The sequence below is a fragment of the Marinomonas sp. 63XJN7_7_ISO-PGPR-S23-202 genome, assembly GCF_056173505.1.
This window is the reverse complement of the sequence record NZ_CM149677.1, coordinates 3686738-3713362: the sequence shown is the minus strand read 5'-3', so window position 1 is coordinate 3713362 and position 26625 is coordinate 3686738. Positions and strand designations below refer to the sequence as shown.

Sequence of the window (26625 nt, the reverse complement as noted above, 5' to 3'; positions counted from 1 at the left end):
ATCTAACTTATAGTAACAGGATGGATGTGTTTTGGCTGAAGAAGTGAGTGAGTCTGGACGATCACCGGTTTGGAATGTGTTTGCCAAACAGGCGGCGTTCATTGCCGCTTTGTTGTTTTTGCTTTTCTTTGGTTTGGCAACGTACACATACAGTCCAGATGACCCCGGCTGGTTTTATTCTGGTAGCGGTGGGCCGATACATAATTCGATGGGGCCAATTGGTGCGCTTATCGCCGATTTGTTTTCAAGTTTTTTTGGCTCTTTGTTTTATTCATTACCGCCCTTGTTTTTGTGGGTAGTGATCATTTTATGGCGCAACCCTCATAAGTTGTTGGCGATTAATAATGCGCTGTTATGCACGATTGGCTCCATCCTGTATTTGTCTTTTGGTTCGATGCTTTGTTATTTACATACCGTGGGCAACACCTCGTTGCAGTATGGTACGGGAGGAATATTAGGGCGCGGACTGGGAAACCTGTTATATCGCTTTATTGGCTATGATGGGGCAACGCTAGTTGGGCTAGCTTTGGTTATTTTGGCGTTTACTCTGTTAACCCAGGTACATTGGATGGCAGTGATCGATGGCTTAGGGGCGAGAGTGTATAATCTGATCGTCAGGCTGAACGATTACCGACTGGCTAGAAAAGCGGCCAAAGCAGAGAGGCTCGCTCAAGAAGCACTGTTAACGCCAGATGAAACAGAGGTGAAAGCTTCCACCCCAAGTGCTTCCAAAGGGAAGAAGGCGACGCTGGATGTGCTTGATGATGAATTAGATGAGCCCGCTATTCTGCGCAAGCGAAGATTGGCCCGTGACAGCAAGGCGAAAGCTGGCGCTGAAAAGTCTTATGCGTCTCCTGTTGAGCCGGTTGAGGAAGAAGAGACGGAATCCACTGTTAAGAAGCGGTTTTCGTTGGCTAGGCTGTTCTCTCGTTCTAAATCATCAAAAGCCAAAGAAGAACATGATATATCCCATGAAGAGCCTGTTTTTGATGGCCTTGATGAACTATCTTGGGATGATGCAGATGTGCCTGTTGGCGACACCTTGTATATCGAAGATGACGAATCACAGGTGTTGCAAAGCGCTGAGCAGAAAAAGCGGGCAGATGAGGCGAAATACTCTCGAAATGATCAGGCTAAGAACTTGGCATTAGACGAGGAGATGGAAGAGCCACTTGATTTTACGTCTGCGCCCAAAGCCAGCCCGGGTGCTTCGGTGGCGATGACTCAAGAGAAAGCATCCAGTGTAGAGTCGGCTGCAGAAGAGCCTATATCACAGAAACGTGGTCAAGAGGCCGTTGTTGTCGAAGGGGCTAGTTCAACGCATCGTCCTGCGTTTCGCACTTTGTCTGAAGCCAAGCAGCTAGACAACATTAATGGGCCTTATTCGGAAGAAGAGTCCTCTCGTTCTCAACCAACCTACTCTTTGCCGGATCGTTCTGTATTGGCGAAACCCAGACCCAAACAGGGCGGATACACGGAAGATGAGCTGGTGGGCTTGTCTGAGTTGTTAGAACGTCGCTTGCAAGACTTTGGTGTAAAAGCTGAAGTGGTTGAAGTTAATCCCGGCCCTGTGGTTACGCGATTTGAAATACAGCCAGCTCCGGGGGTAAAAGTCTCACGGATTACGAATCTTGCTAAAGATTTAGCCCGTTCGATGAGTGTCATGAGTGTGCGGGTGGTTGAGGTCATTGCGGGTAAATCGACTATCGGCATCGAGATTCCTAACCAAGTGCGCGACACTGTGTATTTTTCTGAGGTGATTAATTGCGAGATGTACGATAAAGCCACCTCGCCTTTAACCTTGTCCCTTGGTCATGACATTTCTGGTGAGCCTGTGGTGGTGGATTTGGCAAAAATGCCCCATGTGCTGGTGGCAGGGACAACCGGCTCAGGTAAATCTGTTGGGGTAAACGCGATGATCCTGAGCATGCTACTGAAGTCTACCCCAGACGAAGTGCGCATGATCATGGTTGACCCTAAAATGTTGGAGCTATCGATCTATGAGGGGATTCCCCACCTGCTGACGCCCGTTATCACGGATATGAAAGATGCCGCTAATGGCTTGCGTTGGTCCGTTGATGAAATGGAGCGTCGCTATAAGCTGATGTCGAAATTGGGTGTACGAAATATCGCAGGTTATAACAAGAAAGTGCGTGAGGCCATTGAAGCGGGTAAACCGATTGAGGATCCGTTATGGCAGCCTGAGATGGCCATGTTCTCAGAGGATGGCGTGGCGAGAACCGTGCCGCACCTAGAGCCATTACCTTACATTGTCATCATAGTGGATGAGTTTGCCGACATGATGATGATCGTAGGTAAAAAAGTGGAAGAGCTAATCGCACGTATTGCACAAAAAGCACGAGCGGCTGGTATTCACTTGATTCTAGCGACTCAGCGACCTTCAGTGGACGTAATCACTGGATTGATCAAAGCGAACATTCCGACACGCATGGCGTTCCAAGTATCATCAAAAATTGACTCTAGAACCATTCTGGATCAAGGTGGGGCGGATCAACTGTTGGGGATGGGGGACATGCTCTATTTACCAGCAGGTTTGCCTACTCCGATTCGTGTGCATGGTGCATTTGTGTCTGACGAAGAAGTCCACGCCGTAGTGGAGGAGTGGAAAGAGCGCGGGGAGCCTGACTACATTAATGATGTGGTTGTAAACCCAGAAGATTTGATGTCCGGTGAGGGGACAGAAGACAAAGATGCTCTTTACGATGAGGCGGTGAAAATAGTCATTGAAACACGTAAAGCGTCCATTTCGTCCATACAACGGCGCTTAAAAATTGGTTATAACCGAGCTGCAAATCTCGTTGAAGCCATGGAGGCAGCAGGATTGGTGGGTCCAATGGGCACCAACGGACAACGTGATATTTTGATTCCTGAGTGACGGCTCAGGAAAAAATTCCAGGAGAGTATTTTGATTTATAGAATGATGCTAGTAATGGCAGTTGTGTTAACAGGATTCAGTAATCTTGCTTTCGCTGCCAGCAACAACGACAGTGCTGTGGCGCAATTGAGCCAACTTTTGGAGCATAACCGTAATTTAAAGGGCGCATTTCACCAAGAAACCTATGATGGGTCGGGTAAAAAAGTTCAGGAAAGTGAAGGTGTGTTTATCCTTGCCAAGCCTAATCGCTTTCTGTGGAAAAGTGTTGCACCTTATCCTCAGCGGATTATTTCTAACGGTAAAACCGTGATGATCTGGGATGTGGATTTACAACAAGCCACCAAAAAACCATTGTCTGGTGAAGTTGGGCGTTCTCCTGCTGCTTTGTTGGGAATGCCTGCGGCGAAAATTTTGCCAAATTACAAGGTGACGAAGCTCGATGCTAACCGTTTTCGTTTAGAGCCGAAAAACCAAGATGACAACATGTTTAAACAGCTCACCTTGTCGTTTAAAGATGGCAAAATTTCTGATATGAGTATTTTGGATGGCTTGGGGCAGACGACCATTATTCACTTTAAAGACGTGGAATTTCATACCGGTGAGCCTGCGAAGACATTTTCTTTAGCCGTTCCTGATGACGTGGACGTGATTCAAGAAGGGCAATAATGGAAGACCTCTTTGCCGATCAACAGGCGGGGTCTTATCAGCCTTTAGCCGCTCGAATGCGCCCCAGACAATTGAGTGATTATATTGGTCAATCTCATCTTGTGGGTGAGGGACGACCGTTGCGTCGCATGGTGGAAACAGGGCATTGCCACTCTTTTATTTTGTGGGGGCCGCCAGGCGTTGGTAAAACCACTTTTGCTCAGTTATTGTCCCATGCGTTAGATGCTCAGTTTATTGAACTATCGGCGGTGATGTCCGGCGTGAAAGATATTCGAGCCGCAGTAGATCAGGCGAAGCAAATGCGGATGATGCGTGATGTGCAAACGGTGCTGTTTGTTGACGAAGTGCATCGCTTTAATAAGTCCCAGCAAGATGCTTTTTTACCGTACATCGAAGATGGCACTTTCTTGTTTATTGGTGCTACAACGGAAAACCCTGCATTTGAACTAAACTCAGCGCTTTTGTCTCGTGCCCGTGTGTATCGGCTGAAAACCCCCTCTGTTGAAGATATCAAAGCGGTTTTGCTGCGAGCCTTGGCGGACTCAGAAAGAGGCATTGCACAAGCTGGTTTGCAACTGAGCGATAATGACTTGTCGATTCTGGCGCAAGCGGCGGATGGTGATATTCGTCGGGGACTGAATTTTCTGGAAATATTGTCGGATTTTGTTGAACCTGATGTGCCAGTCACCCATGAACATCTTGAGGATGTGTTGGGGGGCAGTGTGCGGCGCTTTGATCGTGGCGGCGATGCCTTTTATGATCAAATATCGGCGTTTCACAAGTCTGTCCGTGGCTCGTCACCAGATGGCGCATTATATTGGATGGCACGTATGCTAGATGGTGGCTGCGATCCTTTGTATATTGCACGTCGTCTATTGGCCATTGCCTCTGAAGATATCGGTAATGCCGATCCTAGAGCCTTGCAAATTGGTTTGAATGCTTGGGATGTTTTTGAGCGTGTTGGCCCCGGAGAGGGCAATCGAGCGATTGCTCAAGCCGCCGTATATATGGCATGCGCACCTAAAAGTAATGCTGTGTATAAAGCGTTTAACCAAGCCATGTCGGATGTTTCATCACAACCAAGTTATGAGGTGCCTGTTCACCTGCGTAATGCCCCAACGTCTCTAGCAAAAAGTATGGGGCATGGAGAGTCCTACCGTTATGCTCATAATGAAGAGCATGCCTATGCAGCAGGTGAAAATTATCTTCCTGAAGAAGTGTCTCAGGTCCGATATTATTACCCGACAGAACGTGGCCTTGAAAAGAAAATTGGGGATAAATTAGAATGGCTGTCGGATTTAGATGCGAGCAGTTTAATGAAACGTTATTCAGAAGATCATTAAGTGAGTGGCTTGGGTAGTACGCATTTTTAGACCCATTAACCACTTTTTTTTGTCTTTTCTTTAGAAATTGTCTCCTTGATTAATATGGACGCTTGGCTTAGTGCCGTAAGCTATTTATCATTGAGCTGCTTATTTAAAGATTGCCGCCATTGCTGGGGGATCTTTTTAGCGCATTGCTTTTGAATAGAGAGCTTTTCAATAGAGCATGTTTAAATAGAACGTTTTTAAGCAGGTTGAGATTGATCCCGTTATTTCGCTGATTGGTTTTCAATCAGGTTTTCGATCGTTATTGTTGATCATTTTTGTTAGAGGACGTAGTTGCACCGATGTTAGATATTAAAGCGCTTCGCGCTGATCCAGAAGCCATTGCGGCACAGCTTAAGAAAAAAGGTTATGAGCTGGATGTCGCTCATTTTTCTTCTTTAGAAGAGCGCCGTAAATCGATTCAGGTTGAAACAGAGCAACTGCAACAGTCCCGTAACTCCGTGTCTAAAGAAATCGGCCAAGCGATGAAAGCAGGCGATAAAGACAAAGCGGCAGAGTTAAAAGCACAGACGGCCAGTTTAGGCGATGATCTTGAAAGTGCGAAGGCACAGTTAAATCAAATTCAGGAAGAACTGGAGAGTCTGTTAGAGGGAATTCCAAATATTCCCCATGAGTCGGTTCCTGAAGGCACCTCTGAAGACGATAACGTTGAGATTCGCCGTTGGGGAGAGCCGACAACATTCGACTTTCAGCCTAAAGATCATGTGGATCTAGGGGCCGCTTTAGAGCAATTAGATCTTGAAACCGCCGTTAAAATAACGGGTTCCCGTTTTGTGGTTCTGTATCGCGAACTAGCGCGTCTTCATCGAGCCTTAACACAGTTTATGATCAATACTCATGCGGACCTTCACGGCTATTCAGAAGTATATGTGCCTTACTTGGTCAATGCCCATTCTTTAAAAGGAACGGGGCAGCTGCCTAAGTTTGAAGAAGATTTGTTCAAAGTGCCTGTGGATAAAGACAGTGGAAACAATGATTTGTACTTGATTCCAACTGCCGAAGTGCCAGTCACTAACCTAGTGCGTGATGAGATCCTCAACGATGTGGATCTGCATAGAAAGTTTGTTGCTCATACACCGTGCTTCCGGAGTGAAGCGGGCAGTTATGGCCGCGACACACGTGGTATGATTCGCCAGCACCAGTTTGAAAAAGTCGAATTAGTGCACGTCTGCCGCCCTGACCGTTCCGAGGCAGCACTTGAAGAACTTGTTGGTCATGCAGAAGTGATTTTGCAAAAGCTAGAGCTTCCTTATCGTACCGTCATTTTATGTGGTGGCGATTTAGGTTTCTCTGCTCATAAAACCTATGACATAGAAGTATGGTTACCGGGTCAAGATAAGTATCGTGAGATCTCTTCTTGTTCAAATATGTGGGACTTCCAAGCGCGTCGTATGCAGGCTCGCTGGCGTAACCCTGAAACAGGCCGTCCTGAGTTGGTTCATACCTTAAATGGATCTGCTTTGGCCGTGGGTCGTACTCTGGTAGCGGTTCTTGAAAACTACCAAAATGAAGATGGTTCAGTGCGTGTTCCTGATGTACTGGTGCCTTATATGGGCGGTAAAACAGTGATTGGCAAAGCATAAGCTTGATTTGCCAATATCGTACTCAGTGATCATGCATTGAGTGACATTGAATTGATAATGCAAAAAGCCTCTTTCTAAGGAGGCTTTTTTGTAAACGATAACAAGAGAAGAAATATGGCTGGTAAAGTCTATCTAGTCGGTGCAGGTCCAGGGGATCCCGATTTATTAACCATCAAGGCACATCGTTTGATTACCACTGCGGAAGTGGTGCTCTACGACCGTTTAGTGGGAGCGGATATTGTTGCGTTGATCCCAGACAGTGCTGAAAAAATGTATGTGGGTAAGGCGAAATCCTTGCATAGCCTCCCTCAAGAAGAGATTAATAGCCTGTTAGCGAAAAAGGCCAAAGAGGGTAAGGTGGTGGTTCGTCTTAAAGGCGGTGATCCTTTTATTTTCGGGCGTGGTGGCGAAGAGCTAGAAGAACTTGTAGAAGAGGGAGTGCCGTTTGAAGTGGTGCCTGGTGTAACAGCCGCAGCAGGTTGTGCGGCGTATGCGGGGGTTCCACTTACCCATCGAGACTACGCGCAATCAGTACGCTTTTTAACGGGGCATCTAAAAGACGGTACGACGGAGTTGCCTTGGGATGAATTGGTTCATCCAGCGCAAACCTTGGTCATTTATATGGGGCTAACAGGGCTTGAAGAAATCAGCCAATCGTTGATTCGATTTGGCATGAAACCTTCTATGCCGGTTGCGGTTGTTGAAAAAGGCACCACGTCAGAGCAACGGGTGTTTACCTCGACGATTCGCAGTATCCACCAAGTGGTAACCGATAATGGCGTGAAATCGCCAGCTTTGTTGATTATTGGAGAGGTGGTGACATTGCAAAGCAAGCTTGAGTGGCATGGAAAGTATTGATTAAGCAGGCTTTTTAAAAAGCCGTTTAACAAATAAGAAAAAGGCGCAAATAGCGCCTTTTTCTTATTGTTTTCTTGTTTTATAGACAGTTTGCTGGTTTGGGTAAACCTGCAATTTTAGCGGCTAGCTTGGGTGGGCTGCCAGGAAATAGCTTCATCAGATAAATGCTCTTGCCTTTTTCTGGGCCAAGCTCTTTTGTGACGGCTTTCACTAAGGGGCGCATGGCAGGAGAGACCTCAAATTGTTGATAAAAGTGTCGTAATAAATGGATGATCTCCCAATGCTCCGAGGACAGTGTTAGGTCTTCTTTGGCAGCGAGTTCTTTGGCGAGTTCGGGAGTCCAGTCGTCTAAATTAAGTAAATAGCCTTCTTCATCTAAGGCAAGATGATCAGAGTGATGTGTCATGTCTTTTACCAGCTAATGTTTGAATCAGCGCACAGTGTTATGTCCACCCATTGGGTATCGTCCAGAGCATTGCCAATATCGGGCGTGAGGCCATAAGCCTGAGCATCTGCTTGCAGATAATAAAGCGAGATACCTTGCTTTTCTATCAGTGACGTTAGCATTTTTTTCTGGTGGATGGTTCGCAAGATAGCTTCTTCGATGAGTACCAAGGCGTCGCCTTTTTGCAAACTATGTTGCCAAGTCTCTTCGATGGTTTCAGAGTAAATGTGCTGGTTAAGCTGATGCAGTTGCATGATTAAAACCTGAATACATGTTCATATTTGGAAAATAACGAGTGCCATTCTTCTTTGTTAAGTGCTTGAGTGTTTGGCCAAATCTCAGTTTTGTTGGTGAGTTTGTTATTTTCAATGAATACATTGTTGATGTCGTAGAATTCTAGGCCATCAAGTAGCTTATGGAGCTGTTTACCATGCTCGCTACTTGGATCCTGATTGACAAACAATAGGGCTGTAGCGGCATCGGAAAGACAAATATCGACCTGTTGCTCAAAGGTGCCTAGAACAAGAGCGAGATCTAACCCTTCCTTACAGGCGAGTCCTGTATAAGGTGAGGTGGTTAGGTGAATAAGTGTTTTTTTCATTGGATCACCGAAACTGAATCACTTTGTGGGTGGTGTTGATGAGCTCAACAAGTCTGCCAAGACCCTCTAGCTGAAAGCCGTCCGCTAGAGAGCTTTCAGTCAGCTCATAACGCTGGCTTTCTTTCTCATCAATAATGCCACGACGCACAGAAGCCGCTATACAGAGCGAAAGGGGGAGTTGGTGTTCTTTTGCGAGGCTTTGCCATGCTGCCGTTAAATTCAGCTCATCTCGGGGAGGTTGTGCCAGTTTATTGCCAATAAGCACTGCATCTTGATAGAAGAAAACACCTTCTAGAACATGATCTGAGTTGCTCAGTGCGGCTTTTAAAAACCGTAATGCGCTGTGGCAAGCCTTGCTTTGATAGGGCGAGCCAGTAATGAGGAGAGCATAACGCATGGTTGCGACCTTGGATAAATTTACTGGAATTTCGTCATAGGCAAGTTTAACAATAAAAAAGGCCGCATGCAGCGGCCTTTCCTAAAGTGTTTGACTAGCAAATTAATTAGTCGTCACTTGCCATGCCAAGCAATGATAGAACACTCAAGAACATGTTATACAAAGAGACGTAAAGGTTAACGGTTGCAATGATGTAGTTCGTTTCACCACCACGAATGATTTGACTTGTCTGTAACAAGATCACAGCAGCAGAGAACAGGGCAAAGCCTGCTGAAATAAAGATCTGCAGTGCGGGCATATGGATGAAAAAGCCAGCGATCATCGCGAATAACAAGACAAAGAAACCAACGGTTAAGAACCCGCCGAGGAAGCTAAAGTCTTTTTTCGATACAATGGCGTAGCCAGACAAGCCTAGAAAAGACAGGCCTGTGATGCCTAAGGCGCTCATGATTAAGCTTTCACCGTTTGCCATGCTTAGATAAGCGTTCAGAATAGGACCAAGGGTGATCCCCATAAAGCCCGTTAAGGCGAATACACACAAAAGACCAGCAGGGCTGTTCTTAAATTTATAGGTTAGGAAAAGCAAGCCGTAAAAGCCTACCAACGTGATAATAATGCCAGGATGCGGAAGGTTAAAAGCCAAGCTCATTCCCGCAGTAAAGGCGCTGAACAGTAAGGTTAACGATAGCAAACCATAAGTGTTGCGGAGCGTCTTATTGGCCGATTTTGACGAATGTGTCGAAAGGGCATCTGTGTAACGCATGAGTGGTACTCCTTCAAAGTTAATATACCTTACGACTCAATATGAGGCTGTTAGTTCCAAATTTCAAGTGGGGTTTTGTAGTGCATTCGTTAACGCATACAAAAAACACCGAGAAGTACCTCGGTGTTTTGATATGTCTTACTCTTAACAGAATGAGCTGCGAGAATGGAAGGCTAAGACGCTAAGAAACGACTGCCGCTTTGTGGGTGGCAGCGCTTTGTTTGGTTTTGTGCTTATCAATTTGTTTTGTTAGCTTGTCTATCATGGCATCTATTGCATGAAAGAGCCTATCTTCAGAGGAGGCGGCAGCGAATATCTCTTTGCCTGGAAGATGAAGAGTTGCTTCGGCTTTTTGCTTTTTATTGTCTTTTTGTAGCGTGACGTTCACCGTAGTGATTTGGTCTGTCAGCTTGGAGACTTTGCTAAATTTTTCAGTGATATGTTCTTTTATTGCAGGGGTGACATCAATGTGGTGCCCAGTAATGTTTATTGTATGCATACAACTTTTCTCCTCAGTAAAGTTGACTTTGGGGTGAAGACATTTGCTCTCCACATTTTCAGCATAGAAGTGGGTGAAGGGGCTGTCAATGGGAATTAATCTAATCGTCACACTCCTGTCATGATTCTATGTATGAAAGAAAAATCTATTGATTGCGGCCTGCCTTATGCGCAGGTTATCGTGCTTATATAATCAGCTTTTGCTAGACTGTCATGCTAAACGTATGAAGCGAGAATTATGTTAAATAACGATTATTCATTGCCGATTTCATTTTCTTTGGCTGCCCAGATCGGTCTGGAAGAAACGGTGTTGTTGACTTTTTTAAGGCAGCAAGCCTATATGTTCAATGCGCCTGCATTACGCATGGAGATTAGTCATCTTAATAAACAGCTGCCGTTCTGGACAGTGCCCATTTTGATGCGCTTGCTAAACAATTTACAAATGAGTCAGTTATTGCATTTTAGGCAGCAAGACCAAATCTTAGAGATTCAACTGACCCCTAAGAGTGCAGCAGGTTCTTCCAATACGAATTCTAGTGGGGTTGCCTTATCCGATTCGGTTAAACATGATGCTGCTCCTAGTTCTAATGCTCAGTCAGATGATAGATTAATGGAAAAAATGAATCGTCTGCATCAGGCATCCCGTGAAAAAGCCTCTTCTGGCTATTCCAATGGGACTTTAAGTCATCCGGCGGGGGGGAATTCTCCGCAGTCGCATTTTACGCCTAAACAGCAGACGACGTCTTATCCGGCTAGGAGTGCATCACGAGATCCTAACGCTCGATCACAACCACCTGTGGTGAATGATCGTCGTGGTGTAACCGATTTTGATTTGTATTTAGAGCAAAAAGAACGTGCTCGACAGCCAGATCAATGGCAACCTGAGGAGGCGACACTCGAACAGATTGCCCAATCGGGTATTTCGCGTGAGTTTGCTTTGTCTTTACAAGCAGAGTTTTTGTTGAGAATCAAAGAGCAGCGAAAGAATGTAAGAACCTGGAACAGTGAGTTTTTTAAATACGTAAAACGTCAGTGGCAATATAAACAATCGGATCGGTCTTCATATGAAGGAACCTCAAGCAGTTCAAAATTTAGTAAAACCTCTCGAGAACAAGTTAGCGACGCCCTCAGCAACATCCACGACACAGACTGGTGAGCAAGCGTCTTACCAATCTCAGCAGCAAGATGAGGCACAGCAACAAACGCGAGTCTTGGTGAATATGCTGTTTGCTCGGTTTAAAGCGATTTATACTCATAAATTCGCTTCGGCCTATAGCACCCCTGATGAAGTAAAGTTAGCAAAGCGTGAATGGGCGGTCGCATTAAAAGGTTTTCAAGAGCCGTTATTGGCGTATGCTGTAGAACGAACGAAAGAGGTTTATGCTTGGCCACCGACTATTTCTGAGTTTTTAAAGCTGATTCATACTGCCTATAAAGCATATGGCTTGCTGGAGCCTCGCTCAGCCTATTATGAGGCATGTCAATGTCGAAGCGATCCATTATCATATAAATGGACACATCCTGCCGTTTACTTTGCAGGTGCGCAAACAGGCTGGTATAAATTAAAAAATGAGGAAGAGCGCATTTCTTGGCCGCTTTTTGAGGCGAATTATCTTAAAATCGTAGACCGTGTTATATCTGGGGAGCGTTTAAGTATCCCTAAAGTATTTATGATAGAAGATAAACAGACACTAGACATCGACGATTTGATTCGCTCCATTTCGAAAGCGCTTTCATTAGCAGAGGAAGAAATTGCTCCGATGTTTTACTATATTCACAAGACGCCAGGGTCAGGTATCCGTAAACAATATCGCAAGATAAGCAAGGAAAAGCTTAAAGTCTTGGGATACACTGGTACATTGCCAGAATGAAAACGAGTGTTAAATGCTTGTTTTGAGGGAGTTTGGACGCGATAATGGAATGACACATAGTATTGAGTCTAGCTCTTTGATGACATCCATACTTCGCGGTCGCGGTAATGTAAAGAGAGTGGTGAGGTGATTTCTTGTTAAAAGTGCTGATTGTTGATGATCATGATATGGTTGGCTTGGGTATTAGTCGTGTACTACAAGACATCAAAGGCGTTGATGTGGTTGGTATCGTTCGCAGCGGTGAAGACGCGATTTCTCACTCAAGACAACTCTTACCAGACATCGTTTTGATGGATGTTCATATGCCCGGCATTGGTGGTTTAGGGGCCACCAAGGAAATTAAACGCATCCTGCCAAAAATTAAAGTGATTGCATTATCTGCTTTGGATGACAGCTTGTATCCCACTAAGTTGTTGGAGGCTGGAGCATCTGGCTATCTGACGAAGGGAACAAATACCGAAGAATTGCTAGAAGCCTTGGAAACGGTGCAAAAAGGTGGTCACTATATTTCAAAAAGCATCGCTCAGAAAATGGCGCTGTCAAAATTCTCCATTGATAGTAAAGGTTCTCCCTTAGAAGCTTTATCTGACCGTGAGCTGCAAGTGGCGCAAATGATAGTGGATTGTAAAAAGTCTACTGAGATTGCCGATCACTTAAATGTTAGTCCGAAAACGGTGAGTACTTATCGTACACGCATTTTTTCTAAGCTGAATATAGAAAGCGATGTAGAATTGATTCACTTGGCTGTACGCTACAACGTGCTAGGCATGGGGTAGTCAACGAGGTTTTTTTGAGTCCTATAGCGTTTGATCCAAAACATTTTGTCAGTAATCTAACGACTCGCCCAGGTGTTTACCGTATGTACGGTAAAGGGGAGTTGTTATATGTCGGTAAAGCAAAAAACCTTAAAAACCGTGTGTCGAGTTACTTTCGTGCCACGGGTCTAACCACTAAAACCATGGCGCTAGTGAGCCGCATTGACGCCATTGAAGTCGCCGTTACCCAAAGTGAAACCGAGGCGTTGCTGTTAGAGCAAACACTCATAAAACAACATCGGCCTCCTTATAACATCCTGCTTCGGGATGATAAATCTTATCCTTATATTCTTCTGTCTGATCATCGTCACCCAGCTCTATTATTTCGACGTGGCAATAAATCCGAAAAAGGCAAACTGTATGGTCCTTTCCCAAATGGAACCGCAGTGCGGGAGAGCCTGAGTACCATGCAAAAGGTGTTTAAAGTTCGTCAGTGTGAGGATGGAACCTACGCCAATCGTTCAAGGCCCTGTTTGCAATATCAGATTAAGCGCTGTTCTGGCCCATGTGTTGGCTTGATTGATGATGAGCAATATGCTGAAGATGTGCGTCATGCAAGAATGTTTTTGCAGGGAAAAAACCAAGAACTGACCAATGAGCTTTCTGATAAGATGAAAGCGGCTGCTATGGATATGGAATTTGAGCGAGCAGCTGAACTGCGTGACCAGATGATCCAATTGAAACATATTCAAGAACAGCAGCATGTGTACGGACAAACAGGTGATGCGGATGTGATCGCTGCATTAATTCAGCCAGGTGGTTTGTGTGTACATGTGATGATGGTTCGTCACGGTAAAGTGGTAGGCAGTAAGAGTTATTATCCAAAAATGCCGATAGAAATTACTGAGAGTGACTTGCTCTCGTCTTTTATTGCGCAATTTTATCTCAGTGGCATCCAAGAGTTGCCTAAAGTGCTGATCACCAGTCACGAGTTGGACGATGCACAAGTATTGGTGGACGGTATTTTTGCCACCACACAAAAACGTATTGAACTGTTGTTCCATGTACGTGGTCAGCGTGCTCGTTGGATGGACCTGGCTAAGCTCAATGCAGAGCAAGGCTTGCAGGCCCGTTTATCAGACAAGCGTAATCACTTTAGCCGCGTTACGGCATTACAAAAAATCTTGGGCTTTAAAGAGCCGCCAGCACACATGGAGTGCTTCGATATCAGCCATTCTAGTGGTGAGGCGACAGTGGCCTCTTGTGTTGTGTTTGGGCCAGATGGACCGGATAAAAAACGCTATCGATCCTTTAATATTGAAGGTGTTGAAGGGGGGGACGATTACGGCGCAATGAAACAGGCATTAACACGCCGTTACAAACGTGTTAAAAGTGGTGAGTTGGAAAAGCCAGATGTGGTTCTCATTGATGGTGGTAAAGGGCAATTAACGCAGGCGGAAAATGTACTTAAAGAGCTTGGTTTGGTGGATGTCTTTCTATTAGGCGTAGCGAAAGGCGACACGCGTAAGCCTGGCTTGGAAACCTTGTACATAGGTTCTAAAGAAGACGAGGTGGTATTGCCGCCCGATTCCGCGGCTTTGCACTTGATTCAACATATACGTGATGAGGCGCATCGCTTTGCAGTGAAGAGCCATCGTCGTCGCCGAGACAAAAAGCGCCGCCATTCTGTGTTGGAAGAGATTTCTGGGATTGGTCCTAATCGTCGTAAGGAGTTGCTTTCTGCCTTTGGTGGGTATCAAGGGTTACTGGCTGCGAGTCAAGAAGATATTTCAAAAGTGAAGGGGATTGGTGTCAAAAAAGCCGAAGAAATTTACCAGTACCTTCATAAAAACTAGCCAGGTTTTGTGTTGTACATCTTGTGTTTAAAATAGGAAGCAAATGAACATACCAAATATATTAACCTCTGTAAGGATCTTCATGATCCCTATTTTGGTCGGCATTTACTATTTGCCATGGGAAGGGCGCTACTACGCATGTGCAATTGTTTTTGCTGTTGCGGCTTTTACTGACTGGCTAGATGGTTTCTTGGCAAGACGCTTGAATCAAACCACTCCTTTTGGGGCCTTCTTTGATCCCGTGGCAGATAAGGTAATGGTTTCTGTGGCGCTGGTGATTCTCGTGGCGAATTATTCTGATCCGCTGATGACGCTCGCCAGTGCGGTGATTGTTGGTCGTGAGATTGTGATCTCCGCATTGCGCGAATGGATGGCCGAGATGGGCAAACGTGCCAGCGTGGCGGTCTCTTACATTGGTAAATTAAAAACAACGATGCAAATGCTGGCAATATTTATCCTATTGGGAACGCAGCCAGGTACAGAGTATGCCTTTATAGGCCAATCGGTATTGTTGATTGCTGCCTTGCTTACGCTTTGGTCTATGTATATTTATCTCAAAGCGGCTTGGTCAGACCTAATGCCGAAACATTCGGATAAAAAGTAATCAAAATGAAAAAAAGTGCCTAAGTAGGCTATTTATTTAGAATTTTTCCTTGACGTGAAAGCTCAAATACATAGAATAGGCACCGTCTTTTGAGACGCGGGAATAGCTCAGTGGTAGAGCACAACCTTGCCAAGGTTGGGGTCGCGAGTTCGAGCCTCGTTTCCCGCTCCATCTTAAAAGCGATCTGATAAAGGCCGGATGGCAGAGTGGTCATGCAGCGGACTGCAACTCCGTGAACGCCGGTTCGATTCCGACTCCGGCCTCCATATCAGACAATGCCCGGGTGGCGAAATTGGTAGACGCACAAGACTTAAAATCTTGCGATAGAAATATCGTACCGGTTCGATTCCGGTCCCGGGCACCACTTAGTGGTGCTTTTTTTTGCTTTAAATTTTCTTATCCCCTCCAAACCCCCGCCGTTTCTGGCTTGCATCGTTTTCTATATACTCCTTCAAATTATAAATTTTTCCGCTTATATGCTATGTTTTCTGAAATGAATTATTCAGGGATGACTAGCTACGCACCCCCGACTGGGTCAATAAAAACGTCGAATGCATCAAGGAATACGCCAACCGCACCTTCCTAGACGACTGGCCAATACCTTAGTACAAATAACAAGCACAAAAAGCCCACGAAAAGTGGGCTTAGTTGTTGTTTTTTATGGTGTTTGGGATAGGATGAAAAATAGATGAGCTTTTCATTCGACCCCAAATTGAAAATTTATGTACATATAGACAGTTTATTTTTGAAATGATCTCATTTTTGCGTGTTTAGCCATATTAAATAACTCAATTGTGCGCGATTTGTACTGGCAGTAAATAAGAAAGTCTTTTAGTATCAATGGATGTGTAAACTCGTACGCTCGTTTTTCCAGATTTATGATTTGTTAGTAATTTCATAAAGCTTTTTAAAATCAAATCGTTACGATAATTTTAAGAGCTTTTTAAAACTGCCTAAACACGCATGCGCACTATTAAAGAGTTATATTTTCGTTAGTTCATGGGAAGAATATGAAAGCGATATATAGAAAAGCCATCAGTTCAGATCTGGTTAAATGTTTTGAAATTAGAGGTGCTACCAATGACAACTCGTTTAGTCGGAACGAGCTTGCAGCAATCGGTATAACTGAAGAATCATGGTCACCTTTAATTGATAACGGTACTTATGTTGGAAATGTCGCAATAAAGCAAGATGAAGTTATTGGCTTCTGTTTCGGAAACACTGAAACTGGAGAAATATTGGTACTAGCAATTCTTGCTGGACACGAAGGCGAAGGGATTGGAAAACAATTGCTTAACCAAACAAGTGATGATTTATTTAGTGTTGGACACTCTGAATTATGGCTTGCTGCTACGGCGAAACCTGTAGTGAGAGCTTATGGTTTTTATAGAAGTGTTGGTTGGAACCCAACTCAAATATATGATGATAACGGCGATGAGATACTTCGGCACAGGAAAATATAGCAAGGCGCTCAAGAGGGACACAAACATGGCGCGCCTTCGGCATTATAGCGCCATATTTGTGCCCCTTAGCTAAGTGTTAAAAGTAAAACTATGTCATGGATTCAAGGTTACAACCCCGAATGGGTAGAGGACAAAGAAGCAGCGATAGAGCTGGTGAAATCCTATTCCAGAAAATGGATCGGTAATACCATAAGTTCGTCTTATGTTGGCTGGTTTTCGCCTGATAATGAGTGGGACGAGAATCTACCAATTGTATTGATAATTGGCGATGTTCAATATGAAATATGCTGGCAGAAATTTGATAGTCTAGCGATCACCAGCAAGCAAATAAACCTTTATCATTGTATTTGTAGTGGGGAGTTGACCCCATATAAAAGGAACTATCACGAGGCTATAAACAAATGTCTAGAAAAGGAAATTGTCTCGGTAGAGTTAGGCATGTCCTCTATGACTTTGGAAGGAAAGGTTTTGCCAATGATCAATAGTATAGATTTTCATTTGGTTGGTGGCTTTCTCACAATTTACAATGCGCTAGATGAAAATGGTCTAAGTAATGAGCCAGCCAACGTTTAACAAGGTTGTCAGAATTTGGGGGCAGATGAAAAATAGCGCCTAACTTTCATCGACCCCAAACAACTCAACGAGCAAAAACACCTTCCCGCCCCCTCAGACGACACCGCCGTACAAGAAGCCGAGAAGTACAAGTTGATCAACAACATCGTTACCTCCATGAAACTGGAAAGCAACCCCGTCGTCCTCCCCGCCAGCGACCTAAACGACATGGTACAAGCCATTAGAATGTACCAAACCCAAATCGCCCAGCTACACACCCCCGACTGGGTCAATAAAAACGTCGAATGCATCAAGGAATACGCCAACCGCACCTTCCTAGACGACTGGCCAATGCCTAAGTACAAATAACAAGCACAAAAAAGCCCACGAAAAGTGGGCTTTAGTTGTTACATCGACACTATCCTAAGAAACACATATAAAGCCATCAGTTATACCAAGCCGCCCCCAAGCCCCGTTACTACTATAAAAGCTAATGGTATAGAACTGGCCAGCACGACACACTGAACGAAGCAGCACTAACCTGAATTGTTACCAACACTCCAGTAAAAAGGGGTGTCGTTCTTACGTTTTAAAAGTTCTTTGTTTTCGCAATTTAACTTAGCTTATTAAGGAGTTTTGTAATGATGATAGAAATTATTTCTGCTGTATATGGAACAAAATCGGCAGGGCATGACGTAACGGCGATTGTGGCGAATATGGCGAATAATGGAGCTGTTAGAGTTTCTGTAAATAACAATACTATGGGAGGAGATCCAGATGTAGGTGTTCAAAAGAGATTTGGTCTTTTGTATATGTTAGAAGATGGAAGCATACAAGCTAGAGCTTGCCTTGAGGGCGAAACTATAAATTTTTAATCGTTTAGGTTTTAGGGGGCAATGAAAAGAGGGATTAAGCCGCTGAATTCCATACCCTCAATTTTGAGGTGATGGCAAAGCAGAGTACAGGTGTGTTGTTGTGGCGAGTGGAGTGGTTTAGGTATTTGTGGTGCCATAATGGCAACATATTGATTGTGTGTTTTTTTGGTGCCATAATGGCAACACTTAAGAGGCTTGTTGCCCAAAATGGTGGATGAAAGACTGTAAATACAAACAGTCTAGGAGATGGAGTATGCAGATTTCTCAAACGCACGAAAATGTGCGTCTCGTTGCGCGAGCACCAAAAGAGGTTCAAGAGATCATTATTAGCGCGGCGGAGCTGTCCGGTGCTTCAATGTCTCAGTTTATGATTGATGCCGCTTTAGAAAAAGCAAAAGAAGTGGTAGAGCGAAACAGGCTGCTGACGTTGTCTATGGAAGGGGCTAACCGATTTTTTGAAGCATTAGATAATCCGCCAGAGATTCAACATCTTGATGACGCTTATGATGCGCTAAAGGGTTATGAGAATGGCAGTGTCACCTTTAAAAGAAAGCCACAATCGTAAACGATTCGATTGTGGCAATGAACGAATTAACAAATTTCTAAAGGAGTCTGCGCACAGTGCAGCAAAGCGCAATCTGTCTAGGACGTTTGTTCTAGAAGGAAGCGATGAAACAGACATTGCGGGCTTCTACTCGCTCAGTAATATTGAGGTCAAAGTTCCTGTTCCTCATAAACTGTACAAGAAATACCCTAACCCATTGCCCGGCGTGGTACTAGCCAGAATGGGTGTGGATGAAGGTTACCAAGGGCAGGGCATCGCCAAAATCATGGTAATCGACGCAATGCGGCGGACTTTACTGATAAACGAACATATGGGCGTCGTTGGACTGTTTGTCGATGCCAAAGACGATGACCTCGTTACATTTTATCAGAATTGCGGCTTTATCTTCCTTCAGAAGGAAGAACACACCTCCAAACTTTGGATGCCGATCGACTCGATTGTGGTATTCTTTAAAGATCGAGAATAACTGAATTTGGGGAAGGCAATCGAGATGGGTTGTGGTCTATTACTGTGAACGGGAATTGGCGTATTACTTTCGAGTTTGTTGATGGTCATGCTTACATTGTTAAGTCGTGCCTTGAAAGTGTACCGCGTTGAGTTTTTTAAAAAACTGCACAAAAACAGCACCACTAATCGCCTAACTTATTGATACTAAATAATTAAATGATTCCTGTCTCGGGGCATCACTTAGTGGTTAGCGGTGTTTTTTTGCTTTAGACTTTATTATCTCCTTCAAACCAATTATGAAGAAACTACTATTAACTCATTGCGAGTTTGGTGGCGGGTGAAAGATTGCTTGTTTTGTCGGCCTCAAGCTTCCTAGAAAGCTGGTGTGGCGTTTTGTCAAATTCAATGCCTATGCTTACCTTTTACTCCATAGAAGCGTTACTGCTGTGCTGTGATGTTCGATGGCAAAGCTTGCGTGTCTTTGAGGTACGCGCTTTTGTAACAGGTAAGTTATCCATCTATTTTGGTTTGCCACCTGTGCAGGGCTTTTAGTTGTTCCAGTAGCAAAAATTTGTTGTTTGGCGTGAGTTCGCTGAACAGTTTTAGAACGGTTTGAGCATCGTTGTTAAGTAGTAACTGGTTGATGTTTTTTGCCGTCTTCTCCTCACTATCTTCTGTTTCTAAAAAGAAAAAATTGTCGTCTATTGGTTGTTCGCATGCGGCGTACAGCATAGATGGTGTGGTATTTAATGCTTTGGCAAGTTTGAGTAGTGCTTTTTGTGAGGGTTGCCTTTGCCCTTTTTCAATTCGTGAAATATTGCTGGTAGCCATATCAGCCTCCAGAGCAACTTGTTCTTGTGTCATATTGCGTTGAATTCGCAGTATTTTTATAACATGGCCAATCGTCATGGCAAGATTATCCATTTTGTTTTGCCTTTAAGGCAAAACCTATGGGGCAATTTGCTTGACTCTATTTGCCTATTAGGCAATATTGGTGAATCTTTATGTCTTAAAGACAAATGATCGGTAATGTCTTGTGGCTTCTGAAGCATGTTATAGAAGGGTTGGGTTGTGAAAAAGGATGATTTAAATGCTGAGCTTAATTCGCCAGAACTACAAGAATCGAATGATAGCTTAATTGTGTTAGATAGTAATGATTTGATTGTTTCTTGTAATGATAAAGCGAGGAAACTGCTTCTGCTATCACACTTAAGCGTTGATCAACCCTTACTTCTGGAGTGCTTTTGGTTTGAGCTCGGCATGCAAGTGTTTCACTTAAGTGAATTCAAACGTTTCACTGGAAAGACAATCAAGTTAATGCTGGTGTCGAATGGTTGTGAGGCTTATCATGTGAGGGTCTCAGTTGAAATATTCTATCTACTTGGTCAGCAGTACTACAGCCTACGAATTATTAAAGAGAGCTCTGGTAAGTTAGGGCGTGATAGGGAACTGTCGTCTTACTTAATGGCTAAAGCATTAAGGGCTGATTTGCAAAGTGATCAGTTAGAGCTCTACTACCAACCGCAAATCAATACATTGGATGGTCGGCTATATGGCTTGGAGGTGTTGGTAAGGTGGCATAGTAGGGAGTTTGGTCAGATTTCACCTGACGAGTTTATTGCACTTGCTGAAAATTTTGGATTCATCGCTGAGTTGGATTTGTGGGTTCTCCGCCATGCCTGCCAGCAGCTAGCAAGGTGGCGTAAACAAAAAATAAATATTCCTAGAATAGCGGTTAACTTTTCTCCTTTTAGTTTTGATTATTTTAATCTAATAAACATTATTCGTTTTGTTTTAAGTGATAATAATATTTCGTCTAATAACTTAGTCATTGAGTTGACGGAAAATAAGAAAATAGAATCAATGGATGCCTTTGTTAATACCATTAGAGCGATTCATCTTATGGGGGTGGGAATATCGATTGATGATTTTGGTGTTGGGTATTCCAATATAAAAAGGTTGCTTAGACTCCCTGTTTCGCAATTAAAGCTGGATCGAGTTTTTGTAAAAAATCTGCCAGGGAAAGTATCAAGGGATTTAAGTGAGTCAATTTTTTCTATCAGTCATAAAATAGGTGCTGTTTCAATTGCTGAAGGTGTTGAGACCCAAGAGCAATTTGACTGCTTAAAAGGAATAGGCTATGAAGTTATTCAAGGTTATTTCTTTTGTCCGCCATTATCGAAAATGAAGTTAGAAAAATGGCTTAGTCAATAAGTCAGTTAGTGATTATAAAAAAACTGCTTTTACACCTTACCTAATGTTCTTTCGATATAAGTTATCTTTTAAAATTTTCAGATGCAAAATTTGAATTAAATCGCCAGTCTATTTTATTTTTGAATGTATACAGTCTTATGAAGTAAAAGGAATTGATATGTTAAGAAATTTAGGTATAAGGTTACGTTTAATGATCTCCTTTTCATTGATGATCTTTCTGTTGGTGTTTTTAGGTATTCTTGCCATTTCATCTATGAAGGGGATACGCACTAATTCAAAAATTATTGAGGAGAAAGTTGTTCCCGCCATCATTAGCTTGGGAAATATGGATAGCGAGTTAATGAGAGTAAGAATATTTACCTTTCGGTTACTAAATGGTGGAGATAAAAAAGACAAAGAAAACACCTTAGAGAGTATTGAAAAGATAAAACGAAATGTCGCTGGCTTTGAAGGAACCTATGAAAAAACTCTTGATACGGAGAGTGAAAGACATTTATTTGAGCAATTTAAAAAGCAAAAAAATCATTATTATGCAATACAACATCAGATAGTAGCACTGGCAATGCAGGGCCAAAAAGCTGCCATTGCAGACTTATTGCCGAGTATGAATCGCTCTGCCGATGATATGGTTCGTTTATTGAAGCGACTGGTGTCTACGAGTCACAAAGGCGCGGATCAAGCCAGACTTGAATCTGTCAAAGAATACAATAATAGTTTTCTATTGATTGTTATTATTATTGCCGCTGCGGCCGCCATAGCCGCCACCATTGCCTTGGCGATCTCTAAGAGTATAAATAGGCCATTACAAGAAGCGGTTGATTCTGCTGAAAGTATTGCTGAAGGGGATTTAACGCATCTTGTCACAGTGCAAGGCAATGATGAGTTAACTCGATTGAGTCGTGCTGTAAAAACGATGCAGGAAAGTTTGCGAGAAGCTATTGTGCATATTGGGGATTCCTCTGGTCAACTTTCTTCTGCAGCGGAAGAATTGAGCAGTGTAACGGAAAACTCATCGAATAGTTTGATGTTGCAGAATAATGAGATCCAACAAGCGGCGGCCGCTATTACAGAAATGAGTGCTGCTGTAGATGATGTGGCGAGAACAGCACAGCAGGCGTCAGAGACATCGGCTGAATCGGCCAAGCTGGCCGCAGAGGGAAAAGAGCGTGTAGCACAGACGACGTCGGTTATTCTTGAGATGAACGACGAAATGCTCACCAGTTCTCAAGTGATTAATCAATTGGCCGAACAGATATCTTCGATTGGTAAAATTTTAGACGTGATACGTGCTATCGCGGAGCAGACCAATTTATTAGCCCTGAATGCAGCGATTGAAGCAGCCCGTGCTGGAGAAGCTGGCCGTGGTTTCGCTGTGGTGGCGGATGAGGTTAGAAATCTTGCTCATCGTACTCAAGAGTCGACGGAGGAAATTGAAACCATGGTGCATCAAGTGCAAATGTCGGCGAGTGAGGCGGTTGCTTCAATGGAAAGTACGGGGCAAAAAAGTAGTCAAGCTCAGACAGTAGCAGCCGAAGCAGTAGAGGTATTGGAACAGATTACCGCCCATATTATGTCGATTACCGACAATAGTCATGTGGTTGCTAGCGCCACCGAAGAACAGTCGCATGTTGCTAAAGAGATAGACAGTAATCTCACTACGATTAGCGATTTAGCGTCACAAACAGTGGTGGGGGCAAATCAGACGAGCGCAAGTGCGGCTGAGTTAACGCGTTTGGCAATCGAGTTAAACACTCTGGTATTGAAATTTAAAGTGTGAGGCATTTGCGATAGCGCAGCATTGCGAAGGCGACAACGTGATGAAGAACCACCAGAATAGGTGGTTTTTTGCATTCTAGGAGGGAGATTTTGTTTGTGATGCTTTCTTATGTCTGCCGCTTGTAAATTTTATTTGTTGTTTGGCATCCTTGAGCGATAATCTTGTCAAACTATACTCAGAGAGTCATAGCCGGGTACTGCTGTACTTACTGGTTACCATCAGGATAATTAAGAGAGACGTTAGATATGATAATGTGGATGAGATGCTTGTGGATATTGGTCTTTTCTTTCGTGTTGCAAGGTTGTGCTTCGGGCTCTTATCAACTGACAGGGGAGAAGCGTCCTGCTATCGAGGCAGATCAAGTCACCGTGTTTAAAGAAAAGCCCAGTTTCGATTATGAGGTGCTTGGTACGGTACGGTCGAGCAGTGAAAATGGCTTTTCAGCGGATTCAAGAAAAGAAAAAGCGATCAATGAATTAAAAGAGCAGGCTGCGAAAATAGGAGCCAATGGTGTCATTATCACAAGCGTCACGCAATCCTCCTTCAGAGGGACGGGCGTTGGCTTGGGGTTATCTGTGGGCAGTGGTGGTTTTGGTACAGGAATAGGGTCTGGCTTTGCGTTACCTGAGGCGGCGTTAACCGGACAAGCGATTTATTTTCCTGTTGAGAAGGGGGGCAGTAAAGAGTGATTCAGTGAAGAAGGATACAGCCACTAACCACCCAGCAACCAGTGGTTCTGCTTCTGGTAATAATGAGTAAAAATTGATGGGATGTCGCTGTTTTTTTCAATTGGGTATTCATTGTGTTTGATTAGTCGTTATATTTCCTTTGGATATTCGATAAATAGACTGGGCCTTTTGTGGTCTTGTGTTAACCTATAAGAAAATCAAATAGGCCTGTCGAGAGGGTGTTATGTCGGAAAAAGAAGAGAAAGCTAAAGGGCGTTTAACAACGCGAACGGTAGCCATGCCTGGGGACACAAACCCGGCAGGTGATATTTTTGGTGGTTGGGTTGTTTCGCAAATGGACACCGCGGCAGGTATCTGTGCTGGCCAGCGTGCTCAGGCGCGAGTGGTGACGGTAGCGTTAGATCAGATGAGCTTTATTCGTCCTGTCAAAGTAGGGGATGTGCTTGGCGTATATACCCGAGTCGAGTCAGTCGGTCGAACTTCCATGAATATCCATGTGGAATCTTGGGTACGTCGTTCGCGCATTGGGGTCCGTGAAAAAGTCACAGAAGGTATGTTTAAATTTGTGGCCATTGATGATCATGGTAATCCAACACCAATACCGGATCGTGCAGACTTGCCCGACTATGTGATTGAGCATCTAGGAGAAGAAGGGCTGGGTGTTATTATTTAGCGTGCTGCTCGCTTTGAAATTGAGCTAAAGAGTGAGTATCAGGAACCATGAAATGAAAAAAAAGCGCTTACCGAAGTAAGCGCTTTTTTTATGTTGGTACCAGTAGGCGGACTCGAACCGCCACACCCGAAGGCAACGGATTTTGAATCCGTCGTGTCTACCAATTCCACCACACTGGCCTTGAAAAGGTGTTGCGTATTCTATGGTTTTTTATAACCCTGTCAACACTTTAGATGGAAAAAAGTTTAACTAATTGCTCTTAGAACATCGTTTGACCAAATCATCGCATCTAAAAAGGCTCGATTGTATTTTGCTCTGTTCTCTTTGCTGACTGTATCTGGTACAGATGCCTGATTATTTTCTATTCCCAAGGTGATTTTTAGATACTCACCTAGCTTGCCTTTATAGTCGAAAATCGCATCGATGATATCTTGACCAAGTGATACCTGCTCTAAAATTAAATGTTTTTCTATGCCATATAACACATCAATGCCAGACATGGTGCCAGTGATAAACGCCGTATCGCTTAGGCTTTTCTCATCTTGCTCAGCAATTAGCTGACAGCAACGGCCCCGTGTTAATAACATCTTCATTAATGCTTCTGAGCTTGATGACGATGAAGCAAGTGTGATGAGCAAAGCCCAGCGTTTGATTTGCACTAAACCAAGAAAAATCACCGCATCCTTAATGGATTCAACCCGTTTGCTAATACCGCAAAGTGGGCTATTTAAAATACGCAGTAATTGAAAAGACAATTTGGGACTTTGGGCGACCAGCTCGGTTACTTTATTGATGCTAATGTCTTTATCTTGCAGCGCTGTCACTAGGCGTAAAGCGCTTTGTGTTGTTGAATCAATCTTCTTACCTTTGATAGGGGAAGGGGATTGTAAAAAACAGCCTTGGAAGAGATCAAAGCCAATGTCTTTGCAAAGCTCAAACATGCTTTGGTCTTCTATCTTTTCGGCCAATAAAATAAGTCCTCTTACCTTGAGCTGGTTAATCTGCTCGCTAAACAGATGAGGAGATGTCAGTTTCACATCAATTTTAATGACGGAGATAAAGGGAAGCAGTGCTTCGTACTCCTCACTGAATTGATAATGATCCAGAGCGAAACGGTAACCTGCCTGCCGCCAGCGTGAGACGGCCTCAATAAAGTCCTCGGAGATCGCTTGATTCTCAACAATTTCAATATAAAGCGTGTTGGGATCAATGGGAATAAAGGCATCTGATAGAATCAGTTCCGTTGTCATATTGACAAAAAAAGGCATGCGAATCTGGCTTTCAAGCTGATTGATGCCGATGCATAAATTGACCAACACTTGGCTGGTGGCACTGTTACCATCCGTTGGCTGTAGACCATCACTGGCTTGGGTCGTGTGATTATCATCGCGAAACAATAGCTCATAGCCAAACATCTCTCTATTTCTTTTGAAAATAGGCTGTTGGGCCATCATAAGCTCGTCTAGTGTGCTCGAAAATTCGCTCATAGGTTCTCTAAAACTACATCATTTGAAGAGAGGCTGTTGCACCATTTAATTAAATGGTGCAGGCCAATACTTTGTTAAAAATCGACTCTAGATGCTTTTATGGGCTTGGAAAAGTTGGCTCTAGCATCCTGCGTCGCCCTAAGACATACCTATATCCTTACCGATGTCTGATGTTTATTTTTCTACAGATAGTATAAAACCACGATAAATACTATGCAGCAATCAAGAAAGTTGTTGTTGCACGATTTATTCTTTTATGCGCCACGAAGAGAAAAAAGACAAGATCTTGTTTATTAAGGTATTAAAATGATTGACAGGGCGGTAAGTCATCAATAGAATCTTTCGCAGTTTTTTGGGGGTATAGCTCAGCTGGGAGAGCGCTTGCATGGCATGCAAGAGGTCTGCGGTTCGATCCCGCATATCTCCACCAACTTTTCTTCATAGAACATCTCAGGATACCTTATCCGATTTATTCGGGGCTATAGCTCAGCTGGGAGAGCGCTTGCATGGCATGCAAGAGGTCAGCGGTTCGATCCCGCTTAGCTCCACCATATCTTGTTATGAGGTGCTACCTCGCCTTGTCTTTAATGTCAGCACATTAATAGCTGTGTGTTTGTTCATTATAAGTAGACTTCAAATGAATGGGTTTTTAGCCAAACGTCAACCTCTAAATATACAAAGTGGTTTTTAGTCTGGTTTAGT

The 26625-nt window shown here is 43.8% G+C and carries 28 protein-coding genes and 6 tRNA genes; 25 read left to right on the top strand and 9 right to left on the bottom strand.

The window, feature by feature from the left end; genetic code table 11:
* Window positions 1–31: 31 nt before the first annotated feature.
* The 5 genes from AC0VYG_RS17205 (at window position 32) to cobA (ending at window position 7391) form a co-directional block, all read left to right on the top strand.
* Window positions 32–2896, top strand: a complete 2865-nt coding sequence (locus AC0VYG_RS17205) for a DNA translocase FtsK (RefSeq protein WP_475429146.1) — start codon at window positions 32–34, stop codon at window positions 2894–2896.
* A 54-nt stretch (window positions 2897–2950) separates the two neighbouring features.
* A complete protein-coding gene (gene lolA / locus AC0VYG_RS17200; protein WP_475449868.1) occupies window positions 2951–3562 on the top strand; it encodes an outer membrane lipoprotein periplasmic chaperone LolA in 612 nt (203 codons plus the stop codon).
* Complete coding sequence (locus AC0VYG_RS17195) at window positions 3562–4905, top strand: replication-associated recombination protein A (protein ID WP_475429144.1); 1344 nt, start codon at window positions 3562–3564, stop codon at window positions 4903–4905. The genes lolA and AC0VYG_RS17195 overlap by 1 nt, the downstream gene beginning before the upstream one ends.
* Window positions 4906–5231: 326 nt before the next feature.
* Complete coding sequence (gene serS, locus AC0VYG_RS17190) at window positions 5232–6533, top strand: serine--tRNA ligase (RefSeq protein WP_475429143.1); 1302 nt, start codon at window positions 5232–5234, stop codon at window positions 6531–6533.
* A gap of 114 nt (window positions 6534–6647) precedes the next feature.
* Window positions 6648–7391, top strand: coding sequence for a uroporphyrinogen-III C-methyltransferase (gene cobA, locus AC0VYG_RS17185; RefSeq protein WP_475429142.1), 744 nt, complete (start codon window positions 6648–6650; stop codon window positions 7389–7391).
* Window positions 7392–7470: 79 nt separating this feature from the next.
* Here the strand turns inward: cobA and AC0VYG_RS17180 are convergent, their stop codons facing one another.
* The 6 genes from AC0VYG_RS17180 to hpf form a co-directional block, all read right to left on the bottom strand.
* Window positions 7471–7797, bottom strand: coding sequence for a TusE/DsrC/DsvC family sulfur relay protein (locus tag AC0VYG_RS17180; protein WP_475429141.1), 327 nt, complete (start codon window positions 7795–7797; stop codon window positions 7471–7473).
* Between the two features lie 5 nt (window positions 7798–7802).
* The gene (locus AC0VYG_RS17175; protein ID WP_475429140.1) at window positions 7803–8090 is read right to left on the bottom strand and encodes a DsrH/TusB family sulfur metabolism protein; all 288 of its coding nucleotides are present in this window, start codon (window positions 8088–8090) and stop codon (window positions 7803–7805) included.
* 2 nt (window positions 8091–8092) lie between these two features.
* A complete protein-coding gene (locus AC0VYG_RS17170) occupies window positions 8093–8437 on the bottom strand; it encodes a DsrE family protein (protein WP_199474474.1) in 345 nt (114 codons plus the stop codon).
* Between the two features lie 4 nt (window positions 8438–8441).
* Complete coding sequence (gene tusD, locus AC0VYG_RS17165; RefSeq protein ID WP_475429139.1) at window positions 8442–8834, bottom strand: sulfurtransferase complex subunit TusD; 393 nt, start codon at window positions 8832–8834, stop codon at window positions 8442–8444.
* 106 nt (window positions 8835–8940) lie between these two features.
* Window positions 8941–9597 carry a Bax inhibitor-1/YccA family protein gene (locus AC0VYG_RS17160; protein ID WP_475429138.1) on the bottom strand — a complete coding sequence of 219 codons (657 nt, stop codon included), beginning with the start codon at window positions 9595–9597 and terminating at the stop codon, window positions 8941–8943.
* A gap of 181 nt (window positions 9598–9778) precedes the next feature.
* A complete protein-coding gene (hpf, locus tag AC0VYG_RS17155) occupies window positions 9779–10096 on the bottom strand; it encodes a ribosome hibernation-promoting factor, HPF/YfiA family (protein ID WP_475429137.1) in 318 nt (105 codons plus the stop codon).
* A gap of 237 nt (window positions 10097–10333) precedes the next feature.
* Here hpf and AC0VYG_RS17150 point away from each other — a divergent pair, with 237 nt between their 5' ends.
* From AC0VYG_RS17150 to AC0VYG_RS17085, 14 genes are all read left to right on the top strand, one after another.
* Window positions 10334–11251: a DnaT-like ssDNA-binding domain-containing protein gene (locus AC0VYG_RS17150; protein ID WP_475429136.1), complete on the top strand. Its 918-nt coding sequence runs from the start codon at window positions 10334–10336 to the stop codon at window positions 11249–11251.
* The gene (locus AC0VYG_RS17145) at window positions 11160–11966 is read left to right on the top strand and encodes a replication protein P (protein ID WP_475429135.1); all 807 of its coding nucleotides are present in this window, start codon (window positions 11160–11162) and stop codon (window positions 11964–11966) included. The genes AC0VYG_RS17150 and AC0VYG_RS17145 overlap by 92 nt, the downstream gene beginning before the upstream one ends.
* A 134-nt stretch (window positions 11967–12100) precedes the next feature.
* Entirely contained in the window at window positions 12101–12742 is a 642-nt protein-coding gene (locus AC0VYG_RS17140; protein ID WP_475429134.1) for a response regulator, read from the top strand.
* Window positions 12743–12756: 14 nt separating this feature from the next.
* Entirely contained in the window at window positions 12757–14577 is a 1821-nt protein-coding gene (gene uvrC / locus AC0VYG_RS17135) for an excinuclease ABC subunit UvrC (RefSeq protein WP_475429133.1), read from the top strand.
* Between the two features lie 43 nt (window positions 14578–14620).
* Complete coding sequence (pgsA, locus tag AC0VYG_RS17130; RefSeq protein ID WP_475429132.1) at window positions 14621–15181, top strand: CDP-diacylglycerol--glycerol-3-phosphate 3-phosphatidyltransferase; 561 nt, start codon at window positions 14621–14623, stop codon at window positions 15179–15181.
* A 96-nt stretch (window positions 15182–15277) separates the two neighbouring features.
* Window positions 15278–15352 (top strand) — tRNA-Gly (locus AC0VYG_RS17125).
* A gap of 21 nt (window positions 15353–15373) precedes the next feature.
* Window positions 15374–15447, top strand: a tRNA-Cys gene (locus AC0VYG_RS17120).
* 11 nt (window positions 15448–15458) lie between these two features.
* A tRNA-Leu gene (locus AC0VYG_RS17115) sits at window positions 15459–15545 on the top strand.
* A 646-nt stretch (window positions 15546–16191) separates the two neighbouring features.
* The gene (locus AC0VYG_RS17110; RefSeq protein ID WP_475429131.1) at window positions 16192–16644 is read left to right on the top strand and encodes a GNAT family N-acetyltransferase; all 453 of its coding nucleotides are present in this window, start codon (window positions 16192–16194) and stop codon (window positions 16642–16644) included.
* 90 nt (window positions 16645–16734) lie between these two features.
* Window positions 16735–17217, top strand: a complete 483-nt coding sequence (locus AC0VYG_RS17105; RefSeq protein ID WP_199478758.1) for a hypothetical protein — start codon at window positions 16735–16737, stop codon at window positions 17215–17217.
* 132 nt (window positions 17218–17349) lie between these two features.
* A complete protein-coding gene (locus AC0VYG_RS17100) occupies window positions 17350–17565 on the top strand; it encodes a hypothetical protein (protein ID WP_475429130.1) in 216 nt (71 codons plus the stop codon).
* A gap of 272 nt (window positions 17566–17837) precedes the next feature.
* The gene (locus AC0VYG_RS17095; protein ID WP_475429129.1) at window positions 17838–18071 is read left to right on the top strand and encodes a hypothetical protein; all 234 of its coding nucleotides are present in this window, start codon (window positions 17838–17840) and stop codon (window positions 18069–18071) included.
* 253 nt (window positions 18072–18324) lie between these two features.
* Window positions 18325–18636: a type II toxin-antitoxin system TacA family antitoxin gene (locus tag AC0VYG_RS17090; protein WP_475429128.1), complete on the top strand. Its 312-nt coding sequence runs from the start codon at window positions 18325–18327 to the stop codon at window positions 18634–18636.
* A complete protein-coding gene (locus AC0VYG_RS17085) occupies window positions 18599–19102 on the top strand; it encodes a GNAT family N-acetyltransferase (protein WP_475429127.1) in 504 nt (167 codons plus the stop codon). The genes AC0VYG_RS17090 and AC0VYG_RS17085 overlap by 38 nt, the downstream gene beginning before the upstream one ends.
* A 491-nt stretch (window positions 19103–19593) precedes the next feature.
* On the opposite strand, the gene AC0VYG_RS17080 is transcribed toward AC0VYG_RS17085, so the two are convergent.
* On the bottom strand, window positions 19594–20007 hold the full coding sequence (locus AC0VYG_RS17080) for a helix-turn-helix domain-containing protein (protein WP_475429126.1): 414 nt from the start codon (window positions 20005–20007) through the stop codon (window positions 19594–19596).
* Between the two features lie 147 nt (window positions 20008–20154).
* Here AC0VYG_RS17080 and AC0VYG_RS17075 point away from each other — a divergent pair, with 147 nt between their 5' ends.
* From AC0VYG_RS17075 to AC0VYG_RS17060, 4 genes are all read left to right on the top strand, one after another.
* Window positions 20155–21297, top strand: a complete 1143-nt coding sequence (locus AC0VYG_RS17075) for an EAL domain-containing protein (RefSeq protein WP_475429125.1) — start codon at window positions 20155–20157, stop codon at window positions 21295–21297.
* 157 nt (window positions 21298–21454) lie between these two features.
* The gene (locus tag AC0VYG_RS17070; RefSeq protein WP_475429124.1) at window positions 21455–23074 is read left to right on the top strand and encodes a methyl-accepting chemotaxis protein; all 1620 of its coding nucleotides are present in this window, start codon (window positions 21455–21457) and stop codon (window positions 23072–23074) included.
* Window positions 23075–23325: 251 nt separating this feature from the next.
* Window positions 23326–23763, top strand: coding sequence for a DUF4156 domain-containing protein (locus tag AC0VYG_RS17065; RefSeq protein WP_475429123.1), 438 nt, complete (start codon window positions 23326–23328; stop codon window positions 23761–23763).
* Window positions 23764–23986: 223 nt separating this feature from the next.
* Window positions 23987–24436 (top strand): acyl-CoA thioesterase, encoded by a 450-nt coding sequence (locus AC0VYG_RS17060; protein ID WP_067013990.1) that lies wholly within the window; start codon window positions 23987–23989, stop codon window positions 24434–24436.
* A gap of 94 nt (window positions 24437–24530) precedes the next feature.
* Here the strand turns inward: AC0VYG_RS17060 and AC0VYG_RS17055 are convergent.
* A tRNA-Leu gene (locus tag AC0VYG_RS17055) sits at window positions 24531–24615 on the bottom strand.
* Window positions 24616–24681: 66 nt separating this feature from the next.
* Window positions 24682–25923, bottom strand: a complete 1242-nt coding sequence (locus AC0VYG_RS17050) for an EAL and HDOD domain-containing protein (RefSeq protein ID WP_475429122.1) — start codon at window positions 25921–25923, stop codon at window positions 24682–24684.
* Between the two features lie 354 nt (window positions 25924–26277).
* Here AC0VYG_RS17050 and AC0VYG_RS17045 point away from each other — a divergent pair.
* A tRNA-Ala gene (locus AC0VYG_RS17045) sits at window positions 26278–26353 on the top strand.
* A gap of 45 nt (window positions 26354–26398) precedes the next feature.
* Window positions 26399–26474, top strand: a tRNA-Ala gene (locus tag AC0VYG_RS17040).
* The last annotated feature ends 151 nt before the right edge of the window (window positions 26475–26625 follow it).